A 17,648-nucleotide genomic window follows, 5' to 3' on the forward strand; every position below is an offset into this window, starting at 1 on the left:
GTGCTTATATCAATGTTTTTATATATTCTTTATATCTATTGTACAAATGTCCTGCTTGCAAATACGCAGATTGTGGGCTCATAAAATGAGAAAATTCAAAAGTGATAGCTTTCTCATATCCTGCCTTTCTTGCCGCTTCCAGCTTTAAACGTAGCTTTTCAAACTTAATCGGCAAAAATTTGATTGGCATATCGCGGTCAAAGGACTCAGCATTCGTCCAGCATTGCATATTATATTTATCCGCCAAGCCCTTGTTTACTGTAAAAAAGTCTTCTAACTCATGATAATCGATATGTCCATCTTGAAAGGCCACCGCATCGACAGCATGATGTATTTCATGAAATATCTCATTCCACTCCTTTTCATGCTCCTGAATAGACACCGCATCCGTCTTTGCCAACGTAGGAGAGGCTGCCATCACCGCTTTTTTACCATCAATCCAAGGTGAAATAAATGTTGGTAAATTACCACTTACGGCCTTACACTGTTCGCCGAGAATACGAAAAGCACTAGCGGCTCCCTTAGTTTGGCGGCTAATCTCCATACTGAGGTACCATCCACCGAAACTGCTGTAATGTCCGTATCTATTCCATACCTCGTCAATCACAAAACGGTTGGCATCGATTTCGGGTTGCATATCTCCGGTATCCCAATATTTTCCACTATCATATAAACCAAAATAGAATTTCATACCATGCTTTTCGGCCAACTGAAGGAACATATCGACCAAATCAACCGGTGGAATATAACACCCCATATTTTCCTGCAACCATGTAGATGGATACGTGATGAACCTTCTGTAGCCGCTACGAATCATAATGACCGTATCAATGCCAACAGCCTTCATATATCCAAAATCACGATCCCATTCCTCTCTACCCCAATTCTGATGCGGTATATCGTGACTGATTTCATCCAAAAAAGTACCCGTAATCTTCATTTATAAATATTTATGCGCTTTTAAATACTCGACCCAACGTATGTAGGCATCTGTATTGATATGAATTCCATCTATTGTATATTCTTCCTTCAAAACATAGCCATCCGCTAAAGCCTCTTTAACATTAACATACGTGATATTATACTTTCTTGTTAATGTTTCTATGCCTTTATTCAAACTCCTAACCCGTTCCTCCTTCCCCAGCAAATAGTCATATTTCAATACATGCTCATTCAGCGGTAAGACGCTTTGTAGATATATTTTTGTCTTAGGACTCTCTTTCCGAATAATGTGAATGATTTCCTCGTAGTTCTGTAGGCTCCAAGCCGTGGGCAGGCCTCGACCGACGTCGTTGATGCCCATCATCAAGAAAATCTTTTTAGGCTTTGACTTTACCACGTCAGCAATACGGGCTTTCATCCCAAATGTGTTGTCTCCCCCAATGCCACGATTGCCGACCTTATATTTTCTCCCAATCAACTCTTGCCACGACCCACGCTCTGTAATACTATTCCCAAAAAACACCACATCATACCTAAGATGTTTCAGTTCTTGATACAATTTCTCACGAGATGCGTAATACCAATTATTGTAGGTGCTATCTTGCGATTTGTCATTTGTTTGCCCCAACAGATGTAGGGAGCACAACAAACCTAAGACCATGATTACACTCTTTTTCATGCTTACAATGCCTTTACCTTTTTTAAATAATTAACCAACTCTACATAAGCCGAAACTTCCAAATGAATACCATCCGGTGTAATTTCGGAGCGTAGATTTCCATTTTTATCGGCAAGAACAGTATGTAAGTTAATAAACTTCACCTTTTTATCGGTCTGCGCCAGTCGCTGCAATCCTTCATTCAGTATCCGAATATCACTATTCGTAACCATCTTAAAGGGTTCGATCAACTTATCTGGATTAACCGGTAATATGCTATTGAGATAAATTTTTGTTTTAGGCGAAGCTCGCTTAATTTCTCGTATTATTCTGAAATAATTATCGATGATGTTTTTTGTGGGTACACTTCGTTTGAGATCATTGACACCAATCATTAAAAATATCTTTTGGGGCTGATGCCGGACTATCTCATCCAATCTTGCCAATACACCATAAGATATATCTCCACTGATGCCCCTATTCAATACGGGTAGTTCAGGTAAAATGTCGTTCCACCTACCGGCATCAGTAAGGCTATTTCCCACAAATATAATGGCATGCGGAAGAACCGGCATCTTCTTAAAATGAGCCAATTGCTCCGTATAACCGGAAAAAATATAATTACTATCAATCCTAACGGCAATTTGGGCACTCAAAGGCCGAAAACCAATCAAAACTGCAAATAAGATTAGAAATTTTATTTTATTCATCTCCAACAAAATTTAAGAGCGCCAAAACCATTTTTTATTCGTTGCATACACGGTAATCAAAACCACCAATACGATATATACTGTCGTTCGTACTAAGCCGAGATACGGATTGACATGAAATAACGTATCAAAAACAGGCAAAATCTGTAGCAAACCCAAAATTGGTGTAATACAAAATGCCGACACACAATAAGCAATCATAGGGTTCTGCCCGTTTTTCACTAGGGAAGAAATGATCCCATTATTTGGAAAACTTTTCGTCAAATAATCGCAAACGATATAAAAAACAAAAGCCAACCCACTGGTCAAAAACCAATAACTAAAAGAAGAAGGATCCTTTTTAATCCCCCCATCCAAAGGCTCGAAGAATAATGCTATTGACGCCAAAGCAAATCCCCAGCTGATTAAAATTTTGTAAAAAGAAAATTGCCCTTCCCTATTTTTTGTAAAAAATAATAAAAACAATATGCCAAAGACAACATGTCCCACCAAATTGAAACCGAGCAAGCGCATGTATAGGGTCACGACATGAAAAATAACGAAAGCCAGGCCGAGCAACGCTAGCATCCTAGCTTTCTTCTGTTCTTCATGGGTATAAAAATTATTTGCAATATCTTTATTGCTGACCAATAAATCACCGAGTATCGAGCCAGGTAATACAATGCATAGATATTTTAGAAATGAAAAATTGTAAAACCATTTTATATCGGGGTGAAAGTTCCAAAGTGCGGAAGTCCAGCTTCCTTCAATATCTTTTGTAAACCAGATACCGATAAAAGCAACAAGTACCGCCAAACGCAATAGGAAATTTCCAGCGGTCAGCAACCAAAAGACGGAACCGAATACTGCCATATTGGCTAAAACCAGAATGATAATATTACTCTCTGATTTGTCAAACGTATTCCCAAGTATTTCACTGTGATAATAAATCAATGCCCCTATAATTATAAACCCTAGAAGCTGCAAACCATATCTCTGGAGTTTCCCTCCTTCAAAGCGCATGAAAACTAAGAAAAAAGAGAAAAAAGTAAGCAAAGAAGTAATATAGTTCAACCAGTTTGGTCCTGTTAGATTTTCTGGCGTAAGATAGGCTAAAGTAATCGCAAAAAACACCAGCAAAATTCCTCGTCTTAATAATCCAGAAGCAATGATACCATATTGTCGATTTGCCAATTTATTTCTTAACGCCAAAGGAAAAGCTGCCCCCATAGCAAACAGAAAGAAAGGAAAAACAAGATCCACCCAGGTGATACCTGGATTATCAGGATTGAATTTGAAGTCTGGAGGCCCGACCTGAGCATGATACATCCATGCCGGGAAATCGGATGTCCAGGGAATCACGGCAGCAAGGACCATCCCGATGATAGCCAATCCGCGAAGCAGATCTATGCTATGGTTTCTTTTAATTGTCATCCTTTCATCTACTTTTTTAATACTTCCGTATATACATGACCAAACCGATCCGTAACTCGTACTTCTACCTTAGAAAGGTCATCTATTCCCTCTGCTCGAAATAAATGCCCCGTAGCAGAAGGACTGATCCAATCATATTTCAACTTCCGTTTATCGGATAACAACTCTCTTGCTAATGGATCAATGCCTTCAAATTGCTCCATGTCTCCTTTCTTGACACCATTTTCAAACCACTCGACTTTCCATAATGGATCATAGTTCCAAATATTCGCAATAATAGTATGTGTTTCAGGATCACGATAAACTCGCATTTGATAAGTTCTATCGTGACCGGCACTTTTGTAGTACCATTCTACGTCATTCCCATGTACTTCATAAACGGCATATCCCCGGGGAGTACCGTCTGTACAAATATCTGCTTGCCACCATGTCCCACAGGCCGCTGCTGTGTTGTGTTCGTACAGACGCTCATGATGTACTACATTTTGGTTACAGTGTGTATGTCCCGATATAATGTGTGTCTCATAATTCTCCAACAGTTGATACAAAGCACTTGCATTCACTGTTACCCCTGCCAAGGCTGTGTAGTCATATACAAAGGGTTTTCGTTCAGCTTGTAACTGCGTGGGGATGTGCACAAGTAAAAAGACAAGCTTATCTTTAGGGACATAAGATAAATCTTTCTCTAACCATTTAAAAGTTTTCTCATCGATATATCCCATATAAAAGTAATCCCGCCCAATAAAAAAATTATTATTCAACACTACGTAATGTGCATTCCCCTTATTAAACGAGTATGTCGTAGGGCCAAAATACTGATTAAAATGTCTTTCAGATGTTTCATGAGACCTTCCCCAGTACGCCATATCGTGATTGCCTATTGTTCTAAAAAAAGGTATAGGTAGAGATGACATCGAATGTATATAATTGGGGAACAGTTCGGGCTTATCTCCAACCATATCACCTAGATCTAATCCAAAAATATCACTATATGCATACTGTGGAAGCAAAAGATTAATATCAGAAACGATAGCCTCTTTGTAAATATCATATTCCGTTTCACTAGCAGCTTGTACATCCGTCTGAACAATAACGACATGATTGGTGTCGTCTTTTTTATTTTTTAATAAATGAAAATTATAAACACTTCGGTTGTTTACAATCTCTTGATAAAAAATAGGTCGTGTTTGCTCTACACTCACAAGATATCTCTGAGGTATAGAGATTTGAACATATTTCTCGTCTCCATAAACGCTAATTTCATAATGTCCATTTTCATCAGTCTGCGCCATATGAATACCACAGCTCACAACAACTCCAGCTATTCCTTTCGTGATTTCATCGTAAACGTGACCGGAAATGGACTGTTGCCCATACACAGAAACCAATCCCCCGAAAAGGAAAACCAATAATAGTGTATAGCTAGGCGTGCAAAATTTCATGATAAAAATTATTTACCAAGATCTACAGGAACCAATATCAACGGTGTCGGCAAACAAGAGGCTCCTGGTGGAGAATATGTAAAGTTGATTTCCTGAACATCTTTTGATGGATCCGGCGTATAAACTTCTAAAAGAATCGCTTCTGGAGCAGCTTTGGTAACCAATCGATTTAATGGATATTGAACAACTGTTTTTTTCATTTCATTATCGAACATTTCCATCGTCAGTCCCATTCCACCACACCACTGATTATCAGCTGATCTACAATTCCATGTAATTAGAGCTAATCCTTTTCCATCGGTACTCTTCCATTTGATATTGGTATTATATAGCACACCGTAATTTCCTGCATTTTTTGCAAACTCTTTATTCGGCCCTATTGTTCCAGTTATCCAAGGATCGTCATTACCGTCTGCTAGAATAAGCTGGGAAACACCATTTTTAGTATCAATAGTATCTCTGGAAGTCACTTTATAATTTGATATCGGAAATATTCCACGACCTGCGTTGACATGGCTAAATGGTATAATCGTGTCTATATCATGGAATGCTTTAGGCCCCTCTTTTTCAGGGGATGTCTGCAGTACACTGATGAGTCCGGGTTGGTCAATGACAAATTCATAAAACCCATGCACCAATTCATCATATCGCACTATATTTTTTTCTAATTGCTCATCTATAGCGATTACTTGTCCTGGCTTGACTATGCGAACATTATTTATTTCATTGGACACAAAATAATCGTACAACCCTTGTTTGCCTATTTGGAAATAATTTGTGCTCGGTCTCTGAGAAGAATATTTCAACATTCTCAAATGCATATTCTCCTTACCCATGTTTTTAATGACGGCCGATATCTTTCTTGGCATTTTTTGAGGCTCTTTAACACCATTCACGTTATAGACATACAATCGCACTGCACCAGGCGCTACACTTTCCTGCATGGCTATAGCCTCTGGAATTCGAATATATTCCGGATCGTCAGAAATAATATACTGTGGTCCGGGCATTGCTGTTTTATCATATACTATTTTCGGAAAATCCATGGTCAAAAAATCATGTAAAATCACGATATCCCCTTGTTTTGCCGATGTCAGCGTCTTGGATATTGTGTGTAATTTATTCTGCGACTGTACGCTTTGAATAAAAACAGATAGCATGAGTATTGTCAGTATATTCGCTTTCATTAAGAATTTATTATTAGTTATTTAACCCCTTTTTAATATGATCCCACCATCCATAATTTATAATATGTACAATATCAAATATCATCGACCCATGGGATTTTTGACGACACATCTTTAATGCGTTAACAAATTGATCCGGCTTCCCTTTGTACTGTTCTACATATAGCCCCGCATAAACTGGAGTCTTACCCTTAGTAACTTTATTCACTAATTCGGCAGATCCTTCTACAGTGTACCAATCCTCTTTCTTCACTATCAGTCCAGATTCTAAAGCCTTCTCAACCGTATCCGCTTGTGTAAGCAGTTCAGATTTTTCCACCTCAAAGTAGTAATTCCCCGTAGTAAACAGATCCAAGGCCTCGGCATAGCCGTATTCCTTGTATGTAGGGGTTGCCCAATCAAAATCCTCGCTTGGGTCATATTCCTGACTGGCAAAATTAACTCCTACATCGAAGTATAAGGGATACCACGATCCCGTGTAATCTCCAAAAATGATATCCGGATTAATCTCCTTAAGCTCCTCTCGAGCCGTATAGATAAAATCATGTATTATTTTAGCTCTCCATTCCAACCATTTTTTATATAGGGGGCCTTCTTTTCTTTGACTTCCGTCAAAAGAAAAAATATCGGCGGGAAAGTAATCCACGTCAGCTCCAATATATGCCTCAAATATCTGTCTACTTTCATCGGAGAAATCCGCATTTAAATTATCAAATCGAACGCGATCTAATATAATTCCATCCAGTTTTGGATATAAACTCACCAGCTCCTTCAAAATAGATAATTCATATTTTTGTACTTCAGGTAAAGCAGGGTTTAACATGGCAGAATATTTATTCTTCTGCTCCGTAATCAGTTTCATTCCTTCTGGTAAATAAGATAACGTCTGCCATTTTGCTTTCGTGGTATCTTCGTATACGACTCCTCGATCAAAAAAATTATGCCCAGCAACGAATACATTAGTCGAGGCATGTACTTTCAGACCCAAGCTATGCCCCTCTTCAATAAAGAAAGACAACATATCCCATGTGGTGTCTTTAGTAGCACGGCTGTTTCCCCATGATATCATAACGGGAGCTATTTCACTGGGATACAATACTTCTCCCGTAATTGGCTTTACATCTATTACGACGTCTGTGATACCAACTTCTTTCGATTTTTGAAGATAAAATGCAATCGAATCTTTATCGCAAAAACGATCAAAATTGGCTGTGGCATCAAACCACAATATATTCCTGTCCACAAAGTAATTAGCCCTACTATTTGTAGACTTATTCGAAGTACTGCATGAAGAAAAAAACAAAGCTACAGCAAAAACTAAATAAGATAAACGCATCATACTTTAAATTAATTTTTAATCCCCGCCTTCACCGCATCAAAAAGAGTCTCCTTCAGTTGATTATATTGTGGAGCATACATATGCACCACATCAAATAGCATAATACCTCCGGACGTTCTAGACAGAATATAACGAATAGCTTTCGTGATCTCACCTTTATTGGCGTAACTAACGTTCCCAACATCTATACTTCCATACAAGGGAACTTTATCCTTTGTGATATAGGATGCTCCATTTAGTGATCCTTCAATACTCCACCAATGATATTTCATGCCTGCAGTGACAGGATTATCCGCTAACATTATCTGCGTAAAATAATTCCCGGTCATTAATATATCCAACTCTTCTGCGTATCCCGTCTCACCATAACCTGGTGATGCCCAATCGAAGCGAACTTCAAAATCTTGAAAAGGATCATAGTCTTCACTTGCCCAGTTCACGCCCACTTGATAATACGTGGTATACCAGGATCCAACATACACACCAAATTCTACATTGGGTTTTACGGATTTAACGGCCGCCCGAGCTTCACCCATAAAATCTTTAATAACCTGGGAACGGTATATGAGCCATTGTTTGTAATATTTGCCCGTTGCTGAAGGTAATATTTGCCCTGAACTCTCTCTCCAAGACGAAACGATATCACTTGGGAAATTCATGTTCTTTGCCTGTGTATCATTGTATTTTGTTTCCAAAAAAGAAATGAATTGTTGCTTACTAAAGTCCGAAAAATCAGCCGTTATATCCGTATATCGTCCATAGTCCAAGATCATCCCATCCAAATCAAACTTACCAACGATCTCCTTGATGATATTCAGTGCTTTTTCCTGTACCTCGGGAGCCGCAGGGTTGACAAAGACATTTTTTCCTGTTTCTGAAATTGGTCCTAATGTACCTGCTGTATTTTTTACAACTATCGACTCATATTTGCTACGATACGTTGGATTATCAAACACATATCCAAACCCTCTACGATCTCCATCCACAAATGTCACGATAGACAAGTACACTTTGAAATTTCTTTTCTTTGCTTCGGAAATCATATAGGGAACATAATCCGATAATCTCGTCTTGCCGTCCCTTTCCGTTATTTCGCCCGTATAAGCACTTGGATACATGGTGTACCCAGAGCTCCCTTTTACATCAATCACCAAACCAGTAACCCCTGAATCTTCCAAAATATCCATAATCTCTACTATGCCTTCTTTATCACTAAAGCGGCCATAGGTCCCAAATACGTTGGAATTAGCATCTACCCATACCAAAACTTCCCGTCCAGCTTCGTCATCAGTGTCTGGGATCTCCGTATCGGGATCTTTCGTATCTGGCGGTGGATTACCCTCCTTTTTACAAGAATACATTGTAAAAAGTACGAGGGCCAAAAAAATTACTTTATAATTCATATGCTATTTTTATGAGAGGCAATACGAGCAAATACCCGTATTGCCAAAATTCAACATTTATTTAACTTCTTCTATTGTATATCAACACAATCGAATTGTACACCTACCACATAGCCATTGGTAAACATAAAGTATAGATATAAATAGAAGCCGTTTTCCGAAACCGTCATGGCTACATCTCCTGTACCATTTCCATTGACTACTCCTCCGCTCGCACTTCGTCCATATTTGCCTTTTTCAGCAGACCAGATCAATCCCGGAGTCGTACCAGCTGAAGGATCGCCAGAGAAGCCGCCCTCAGTATCGATCAAGAACACTTGATCAGCAGATCCCCAGGAGAAACTATTTACATGATTGTACGCAACAAACTTCGCATTGTTAAATTCGATGTAGTCCACCGTATTAGCGATAAAATTACTTCCTAATTTTTCCAACTCACTCATTATCGTATTCGTCGATCCATTCACTTTGACAAGTCGATTGTCCGAATACCCTATTGCAAAGTAATCGCTGGTAACATCCGTTGGCGAAGTATAAATCATGTCTGCATTATTATTGCTCCATGAATACCCTGAAATAGTCACCATTTCAGGCGTCTGGGATACCAAACTTCCGTTCACTATCTGCCAACGAGCAAAGCTACTTGAAGCTGCATTTATCACAGGAACGGTAATGATTGCATTCGTATTCACATTACCTATTACGGAAAACTTACGACCATACGCCCCTGTAGTGGTCCAAGAAATAAATGATTGCGGAGTACCCGTCACAGACGATATTTTCCAGATGTTAAACACGTTACCATCGTTTTGTGTCAAATTACATACAAAAATGTTTCCAGCGTCATCCGCCGTGGTATAAAAATTTTTGAGGTTACCTTTAACCGCTCCAAGTTCAATTTCTCCTACCTTTGTTCCCGTGAAGGCATCGATATACACACTATTTTGAGCTCGGGTATTCAGTACAACATAATCACCAGTTGCTGCAATACCGCCGGTAACATCGTCTGTCATGATACCTAAATCATCCTTCAGTTTCTTGGCAAACATCACCTTCGCACTACCTGGGCGAATACCCTTAGCTAATTTAACCGCTTCGATCACCTGAAGGGTATATGCTCGGCTAGCATCCCCTACCGATGAGACAACAAAAGGTTGTGCTGTTGACAAGTCAACACTTCCTTCATTCGGTATAGAACCTGTGGAATGTCTGTTGATGACGTAGGAAAGCTTTGCATTATTCATGACCGTCCCCGGCACTAACGAAAAGTTAATTTTATCATCAATGATAATAGCAGTTACTTCTTGAGGACTACCGCCTTCATCATCATAAGTCAGTGTTGCACTGGTGACATCGGTATTACCCTGTTTATTAGCAATTACTGTATATTTTCGAACTTCTCCCGTACCAGCTGTAACAGTCAATTCCTTAGGGGTGGTTAAATCCCATAGCTCGCTCAGCGATGGAGAAACCGTTGCGTCAGAAGGAACAGTAGCTCGTAAATACAGTTTGGATATATCCACTTCGTTATCCGAATCGATAGGATAATAATAATCAACGTCGATATAAATTTTATCGTCAACTATCCGCGCTTCAAACAGGCGCTCTCTTCCTTTACCGTCGTAAGTCGCATAAATGTCACTTATTTCATTCTTTTCATATCGGTCTCTGTATTCTACTTTCTGACATGAGACAGCAAATAATATCCCAAACATACATAAGAATGTCAGGGGGCTTCTATATAATCTTTTCATATCTATTCATTTTAGGTATTACCATCCCTTGATTTGATCCAATGCATCATTCCGTTGATCTTCAGCCTCTGGAATAGGCAAATAATACAATGCTCCTGTGAAACCACGGTCCACATTATCTACGGAGACAACTTCATACTCTGTTCCATTATATTTATGCCCTGTGAAGCGAACATCATTCAACACGATATGAGCTTTACGCCATCTTCGAAGGTCCCAGAACCGATGTCCTTCAAAAGCCAATTCTACCTTACGTTCGTGTTCGACTAATGCCATGACGTCTTGCTTCGTATTTGCATACACATCAGGCAGCCCCCGTTCACCACGCAACTGATTGATGGTCCCGACCGCATCATCCAATTGATTAGTTCCAGCTTGCGCTTCCGCTAATATCAACAATACTTCAGCGTATCGCAGTTCAATCCAGCTTTGCGTACTTTTGTTGACTACAAAATTTGTATTTTGCGGATCCAACATCTTCTTTGCGTAATAACCCGAGACTGTACGCTTCGGATCACCCATAGATCCGTACTGAATAAACCCTTCAGAGCTTGATTCCATAAGATTTAACGTACGTCCTTTCCATTCCGCACCATGATACAATACTGTCGCATAAAACCTAGGTTCTCTATCCGCATAAGGATTCGCGCTATGTGCTGGATTGGACCAAGAGAACTGCGTTCCATCAGCCATTTCAAATTCGTCAACCAACTCGGCAGTTGGAACGCCATAGACTAAAGCATTCCCAGGCGCATCTCCTGGAGGAGCAAAACCCAAATCATATTGATGCGTAATTTGTGGAGCCGAGAAGTCCACTCTAAAAATAGCCTCTTTAGTATTCTTATTGGTAAAAATAGAAGCAAAGTTAGGATCTAACGCATAAAGTCCTTCATTCGCCAGCGCGACAACTTCATTCGCTGCATTCATTGCATTCGTATAATAAGCTAGTGCTTTCTCCTGTGGAATACCAGTCAGGGGATCGGAATTGAATTGCTTACGATCGTTTTCAGCTATTGACGCCGCATAGATCCACGCACGAGCCAACATCCCATATGCAGCCCCCTTGGTGGCCCGTCCTGGTAAATTGGTCTTATCCAAATGTTCAGCGGCAAACGCAAAGTCGGCCGCGATAAAATTCCAGCAATCGTCCTCACTTGAACGGGGGTTGTCTTTGCTCTCATACTGCTCGATATTATCGAAGAGGATCACACTCCCGTGTATACGAACCAACCAAAAATAAGCATACCCCCTTACAAAACGCGCTTCTGCTTCATATTTCAACTTTTGCTCATCACTCAATACGGACTTATTTTTTACTCCGTACAAAAACTCGTTGACCCGGCGAATACGTTCATATCCAGAATCCCAATAATTAAGTCCTACACTTCCTGCACTAAATTGATTGGCACCAGACACAAGAATATTGACCGTTCCATTGCCAGCCGTTGTTGAAGTATACTTCATGATATCCGATAAAGCATCGGTAGCATTGTCATACCCTAAATTCGGAAATAAGCCAAATTGAAATTTTTTAAATTCTGCATACAAGCCATTTACATACAGCTCTGCCGTAGTAGGATCACTCCATATCGCTTCTTCAGTATATCGATCTTGCAAAGGTATGTCGATTTCGCAGGATTGAAAGAAAGTAACACTAGTCATGGCTATTGCCCCTATTAGCAAGCCTTTTATTTGTTTTATTTTTTTCATCGTTTCAAGCTTTTTAGAATGTAACATTAACACCAAACGCATAAATCCGTTGCTGTGGATAGAAACCGTTATTTACATTCGGCATCTCGGGATCTAAGTACTTCAAATAATCCAATGTGAATAAATTTGACCCTGTAGCGTATAATCTAACCTGTTGCAACTTCGCTCCGCTTGTCCATTTTTTTGGCAAAGTATAACCTATTTGTACTGCTTTCAATCGCAAATAATCACCTTTACGTTCCCAACCGGAATTCTTATGTGCATTGTGCGGCGACAACCCAGCTTTATATGATGTCAAACGAGGGAATTCCGCATCCGGGTTATCTGGCCTCCAGGCATTCTCTACTAAGAAATAGGGTGAATTGCCATAACCATAAAACGTCCGTGTAAATGGTGTGTTATCATCTACCCCCTCGGTGTTGCTAGATCCCTCATATGTACCGGCTAAATTCACACTGGACAAACCTGCACCTTGTAATAAAGCGGAGAAGTCAAACCCCTTATATCCTAAATCAATATTCAATCCATACATCAGTTCTGGGAAATTCGGACGTCCAATATAAGTCATATCGTCGCTTCGTGTAATCTTTCCATCGCCATTCAAATCACGATATTTGAAAAAACCCGGAGCCACAATACCTGCCGAAGGAGACGGTGTATTCCTTGCTTCTTCCCAGCTTTGTACCATACCATCGACAACGAAACCGGTTTTTGTACCTATAGGTTGACCGATCAGGCTTTGCCACGACGGAATATTATCTCCCTCATTCAGTTTTAAATAACGGTTTTTCGCCCAGTTAATATTTCCTGTTAGTCGCATTTGGAAGTCACCAAAATTCTGGTTATAGCGTAGTTGCGCATCAAAACCTCTGTTATCTGCTTCCCCAATATTCACTCGGGCCGGGTAGTATCCACCGATTGATCCGGGATACAGTTGACCAACGTCCCCTAAGATATCTTTTGTATGCTTATAATACCACTCAAAATCAAATCCAATCTTTCCGTCCAAGAAAGTAGATTCAAAACCTATACTTTGAGTCAATGTGGTTTCCCATTTCAAATCTGGATTGGGGAATTTAGATGTGTAAATAGCCTTGACAGGAGCTCCATCTATAACAACAACAGGATCATCATTCTGCTCGAACGTAGAGAGGTAAGAAAAAGCTGGTACACTTCTATCATTCCCTGTCTTTCCATACGACCCCTTCACTTTAAAAAAATCTACAAAAGAGAACCGTTCTTGAAAGAATTCCTCATCACTCACAATCCATCCCAAGCCTACACTAGGAAACATTTTCCAACGATTTTCAGGAGCAAACCATACGGATGCATCCCAACGGGATGCGACCTCTAACAAATACCGGTCTTTATATCCATAGGTACCCCGAAATACATAGCCTGCTTTTGATTCAGGGGTATCAGTACTTCCCGTCGGAGCAATAAAATCGTCTTTTTCAGAGCTCCCATAATCAATGTCTTGAATCAGTGTTATCGGGAAGTTACTAGCGCCCGTAGAGAAAATATTTCCTTCTGATCTCGAATAATCGTATACCGCTAATAAGCCAACCGTGTGGGCTTCTGCAAATGTTCTGTTATAGGAAATGGCAGGTTGGAAAGTTTTACGCTGTTTACTGGAGTAACTCTGTCTAAGCGTATTTTTGGTAATTCCTGGAGCGGTATAAAGATGAACAAAATCTCCCGATATTTGTTCACGTGCTCTACCCATTGTTTCATAAGGTGTCAACCACCCCTTAGTAGACCTTCCTGCCCAATCGAATGAGGTTATTACTCTTGCCTCCAAACCTGGGACACCGGGAACTCTAACGTTGATATTCGCCGTCCCTTCCAGTACATTCCTAATGGTCTTTTGGTATCCTGAATTCTGAACGGAAGCAATTGGATTAACAAAGCCCGCATTTGAATTATAGCTCACTGGTAGTCCATTCTCCGCATACATTGGCATATTAGGCAACATACGAACAGCTTGATAGAAAGGATTCATATAAGCTGTATTATCTGGAGATATACCGGGCGTATTGGTTAGCTCTTGACGTAAACCGATATTGATTCCGGCCGTGATATATTCATTGATCTTTGCTTCTACATTGGAGCGTATATTATACCGTTTAAAATTTGTGTTCTCCACAACACCGTCTTGATTCATATGAGAAATAGAGCTGAAATAATTCAAGTGTTCTGTACCACCGTTTACCGTCAAGCTGTGGTTTTGGGACTTACTATTTCTTCCTGCTAACAGACCCACCCAATCCGTATCTCCAAATAGAGGATTTGTATTGGTTCCGTTGCGCACAGCTTCGATTAATGCCGGATCATATAAAATTGGAAAGGCACTCGCTCCGTTATTGGTCAGATAATCGTTGTCGACCTCTACACCTTTGTTATACCATTCCATGTAGTCCGGACCATTCAAAAACTCTGGAAAACGTGTGTTTTGCCCAATACTTAAGGCACCGTTGTATGAAAATCTTGGTGTCCCTCGTTTCCCTTTCTTAGTTGTAATCATAATAATACCGTTGGATCCTCGCACACCATATGGCGCAGTAGATATTGCATCTTTCAACACTGTGATGGATTCAAATTCAGATGGATCCAAATAACTAAACGATGAGCGCTCTACCCCATCAACAATAATGAGTGGAGCACTGTTGCCATATGTTGAAATACCTCGGATTCTCAGTGTAGCGTCATCAGCTCCCGGACGACCGGATTGTTGCAATGCTGTCAAACCGGGGATACGGCCAGCTAACGCATTGGTAATATTCATAGCAGGTGCCTTACTAAGCTCTTCACCACCTATCTGCGCAACTGAACCGACGACATTTCTTCTCTTTTGTGTACCATATGCTACCACAACAACTTCATCGATCTCCGACATTTCACTCATCATTTGAATAGTGACTGGAGTAGCATCGGTAACTGTTACAGACTTTGGTTGGTAACCGATATATGTTACCTCAATCTGCACGGGATACTTTTCTACTTCCAGTCTAAAAGTTCCGTTTGCATCGGTTAATACTGCTTTTGTCGTCTCGTTATGCTTGATAGTCGCTCCAGAAATAGGAACACTTTCTTGACCCAAAACGATACCGCTCACTTGAACTTGAGCATCGGTCTTGAAAGCCTGCATAAGCATGAGAAACAAACAACCTGTCTTAAAAAGATAAGACCACTTAAAGTTTAAGTTTATCATAATTAGGGGTTTAAAAATTAACATTTATCATTTTATAATATTTCCATTAAAATCTATATGCCTTTCAAACAAGCCGAGATGAGCATCCAATAAGACCGAAGTCCATCGACGGTTCAACTTAGTATGAACATCTATCGGCAAGCTACATCCTCGTTGAAACAATATCTCCTTCACTGCGGCAATGGATATTTCTTTATCGATAGCTTTCACAATATCTTGATAGCTCTTCACAGTCAACGGCTCACCTGAAGCCGTCCAATTATCTTTTAAACTAGGGAAATAATTTCTAAGCCCATCTAACAACTCGTATTCACTGATTTCGTATTCCGGGTAAAACCAGGTTTGGTTTGCCCATTTGTAAGGAATACCTACACCTTTTAATATGCCCGTCGCTCCGATTTTTTGCAAGATTTTGAAATGTGGATCCGTAGGAGCAACATCAATGTATGGCATGATATAAGCCTTTTGATCCAATAAGGTAGATTGTACATCGCGAATAGAAACCCTTGACGGCTCTACATCTTGCTTGACAGCCAATGCAGCAATAACACCTGCTGCTTGGCCGATTCCCAATACCACAGGTTGTAGACGGGTAGCTCCGTTGACAATATTCGTTACGCCGATACTTTTTTCAGCGACAATTAACCCCTCGTAATCTTTAGGTATCAGTGAACCCATCGGGACATTATAAGAAGGTACACGGATTTTGACAAAATCAATCTCTGGCGCATTACCGTATTTATAGTGATGATGATCTATGGTATAATCTCCGACCACTACTCCCGTCCGATAGTAAGCTTCAGGCGTATCAAAAGGCGTCATGATATGTTGTAACGCAAACAATGATTTGGCCTTTAAACGACGCGATTCACGATGATAAGGTATCATGGGGAAACCATCCTTGGTCGGATATTCGTTATAATCTATGCCCAGATTTTTAAACCCGAGCTCGGACTGAATGTAATAGACAAAACGTAATGTCATCTGCTTCGCCTCTTCCAATAGCTTCGCTCGCTCAGCTGGAGTATTTTCAATAACATTGAGATAAATATCATTGCCTTTTTTTGGCCAGTTAATCATGAACTTATTGTTCGGCAACCTACCATAGGTCAACATTTTGAAACAGTCATTGTTATCCTTGTTGAATGTCGCTGGATCAGATACATCGCAACAGCCTGCAAACTCTTCTTTGACGTAGTTTTTCGGTTTCTTTATTGTTTTATCAGCTCCTTTGCCAAAATCCTTAAGCGTGACAACATAGGTTAGGTCCTGCACAATGTCATTCGCTTCCTCTAAAGCAAAAGATTCTTTAGTCAAAGATCTACTGTCCATGCCCAAATAGTAAGGCACATGCAAAGAAGCCATGACATCACCCAATTCCGTCGCATCAATCAATACTTTTCCTTGGATGGTCAATTTCCCTTTTGATTTGGATTGCACATCAATCAACCATCCTCCATCTGCCCTTCTTATATTTTTCCATGATGCTTCGAACAATACCTGGACGTTGTTCTCGTCTTTGACCATTTTTTGGAGAATGTTATTACCTACCGAAGGTTCGAACAAGGTGTTACTTACCCAACCTGTTTCCACAGCCGTCGGGCCTCCATAATAACTATATAGATGTTGACGGAACTCACCCCATAAGCCAGAAGGCAACCTATGGTTACCATCGATAGCCGAAACTCCCGCAGAGGTTAACATACCTCCTAACCAGGGAGTTTCTTCAATGACAACAGCCTCTATACCTAAACGTGCAGCTTGAATAGCCGCCATTGTCCCGCTGGCCCCTCCCCCAACAATAATAATATCTGTCTTGATCTGAGCAGATAATGGCACCCACACAAAAAAGAAAACTATTATATAAAAATTTCGCATT

Annotated in this window: 12 protein-coding genes; all 12 read right to left on the reverse strand. The window is 40.2% G+C overall.

Annotated features, from left to right (window positions below; all coding sequences use genetic code 11):
* Nucleotides 1–4 precede the first annotated feature (4 nt).
* The 12 genes from G5B30_RS02565 to G5B30_RS02620 all read right to left on the reverse strand — a co-directional run bounded on the left by G5B30_RS02565 (nucleotide 5) and on the right by G5B30_RS02620 (nucleotide 17,647).
* Nucleotides 5–940 (reverse strand): DUF4434 domain-containing protein, encoded by a 936-nt coding sequence (locus G5B30_RS02565; protein ID WP_165318407.1) that lies wholly within the window; start codon nucleotides 938–940, stop codon nucleotides 5–7.
* Nucleotides 941–1,621: a GDSL-type esterase/lipase family protein gene (locus tag G5B30_RS02570; RefSeq protein ID WP_165318408.1), complete on the reverse strand. Its 681-nt coding sequence runs from the start codon at nucleotides 1,619–1,621 to the stop codon at nucleotides 941–943.
* A 2-nt stretch (nucleotides 1,622–1,623) separates the two neighbouring features.
* Complete coding sequence (locus G5B30_RS02575; protein WP_165318409.1) at nucleotides 1,624–2,310, reverse strand: GDSL-type esterase/lipase family protein; 687 nt, start codon at nucleotides 2,308–2,310, stop codon at nucleotides 1,624–1,626.
* A 12-nt stretch (nucleotides 2,311–2,322) separates the two neighbouring features.
* Complete coding sequence (locus G5B30_RS02580; protein WP_165318410.1) at nucleotides 2,323–3,723, reverse strand: DUF5009 domain-containing protein; 1,401 nt, start codon at nucleotides 3,721–3,723, stop codon at nucleotides 2,323–2,325.
* An 8-nt stretch (nucleotides 3,724–3,731) separates the two neighbouring features.
* Nucleotides 3,732–5,165 (reverse strand): calcineurin-like phosphoesterase C-terminal domain-containing protein, encoded by a 1,434-nt coding sequence (locus tag G5B30_RS02585; protein ID WP_165318411.1) that lies wholly within the window; start codon nucleotides 5,163–5,165, stop codon nucleotides 3,732–3,734.
* Between the two features lie 8 nt (nucleotides 5,166–5,173).
* Nucleotides 5,174–6,352: a copper amine oxidase gene (locus G5B30_RS02590; protein ID WP_165318412.1), complete on the reverse strand. Its 1,179-nt coding sequence runs from the start codon at nucleotides 6,350–6,352 to the stop codon at nucleotides 5,174–5,176.
* Nucleotides 6,353–6,365: 13 nt separating this feature from the next.
* Complete coding sequence (locus G5B30_RS02595; protein ID WP_206366986.1) at nucleotides 6,366–7,691, reverse strand: alpha amylase family protein; 1,326 nt, start codon at nucleotides 7,689–7,691, stop codon at nucleotides 6,366–6,368.
* Nucleotides 7,692–7,699: 8 nt separating this feature from the next.
* Nucleotides 7,700–9,094, reverse strand: a complete 1,395-nt coding sequence (locus tag G5B30_RS02600; protein WP_165318413.1) for an alpha amylase family protein — start codon at nucleotides 9,092–9,094, stop codon at nucleotides 7,700–7,702.
* Between the two features lie 71 nt (nucleotides 9,095–9,165).
* Entirely contained in the window at nucleotides 9,166–10,848 is a 1,683-nt protein-coding gene (locus G5B30_RS02605) for a DUF5018 domain-containing protein (protein ID WP_165318414.1), read from the reverse strand.
* An 18-nt stretch (nucleotides 10,849–10,866) separates the two neighbouring features.
* Entirely contained in the window at nucleotides 10,867–12,558 is a 1,692-nt protein-coding gene (locus tag G5B30_RS02610; RefSeq protein ID WP_165318415.1) for a RagB/SusD family nutrient uptake outer membrane protein, read from the reverse strand.
* 13 nt (nucleotides 12,559–12,571) lie between these two features.
* Nucleotides 12,572–15,769, reverse strand: a complete 3,198-nt coding sequence (locus G5B30_RS02615) for a SusC/RagA family TonB-linked outer membrane protein (protein ID WP_165318416.1) — start codon at nucleotides 15,767–15,769, stop codon at nucleotides 12,572–12,574.
* A gap of 27 nt (nucleotides 15,770–15,796) precedes the next feature.
* Nucleotides 15,797–17,647, reverse strand: coding sequence for an FAD-dependent oxidoreductase (locus G5B30_RS02620; RefSeq protein WP_165318417.1), 1,851 nt, complete (start codon nucleotides 17,645–17,647; stop codon nucleotides 15,797–15,799).
* Between the last annotated feature and the right edge of the window lies 1 nt (nucleotide 17,648).

Source organism: Sphingobacterium sp. SGG-5, assembly GCF_011043525.1.
Lineage (GTDB): Bacteria > Bacteroidota > Bacteroidia > Sphingobacteriales > Sphingobacteriaceae > Sphingobacterium.

Bases quoted from the DNA above. Each gene is read 5' to 3' on its own strand.
- G5B30_RS02565 (WP_165318407.1), bottom strand. From the start codon at position 940: ATGAAGATTACGGGTACTTTTTTGGATGAAATCAGTCACGATATACCG.
- G5B30_RS02570 (WP_165318408.1), bottom strand. From the start codon at position 1,621: ATGAAAAAGAGTGTAATCATGGTCTTAGGTTTGTTGTGCTCCCTACAT.
- G5B30_RS02575 (WP_165318409.1), bottom strand. From the start codon at position 2,310: ATGAATAAAATAAAATTTCTAATCTTATTTGCAGTTTTGATTGGTTTT.
- G5B30_RS02580 (WP_165318410.1), bottom strand. From the start codon at position 3,723: ATGACAATTAAAAGAAACCATAGCATAGATCTGCTTCGCGGATTGGCT.
- G5B30_RS02585 (WP_165318411.1), bottom strand. From the start codon at position 5,165: ATGAAATTTTGCACGCCTAGCTATACACTATTATTGGTTTTCCTTTTC.
- G5B30_RS02590 (WP_165318412.1), bottom strand. From the start codon at position 6,352: ATGAAAGCGAATATACTGACAATACTCATGCTATCTGTTTTTATTCAA.
- G5B30_RS02595 (WP_206366986.1), bottom strand. From the start codon at position 7,691: ATGATGCGTTTATCTTATTTAGTTTTTGCTGTAGCTTTGTTTTTTTCT.
- G5B30_RS02600 (WP_165318413.1), bottom strand. From the start codon at position 9,094: ATGAATTATAAAGTAATTTTTTTGGCCCTCGTACTTTTTACAATGTAT.
- G5B30_RS02605 (WP_165318414.1), bottom strand. From the start codon at position 10,848: ATGAAAAGATTATATAGAAGCCCCCTGACATTCTTATGTATGTTTGGG.
- G5B30_RS02610 (WP_165318415.1), bottom strand. From the start codon at position 12,558: ATGAAAAAAATAAAACAAATAAAAGGCTTGCTAATAGGGGCAATAGCC.
- G5B30_RS02615 (WP_165318416.1), bottom strand. From the start codon at position 15,769: ATGATAAACTTAAACTTTAAGTGGTCTTATCTTTTTAAGACAGGTTGT.
- G5B30_RS02620 (WP_165318417.1), bottom strand. From the start codon at position 17,647: ATGCGAAATTTTTATATAATAGTTTTCTTTTTTGTGTGGGTGCCATTA.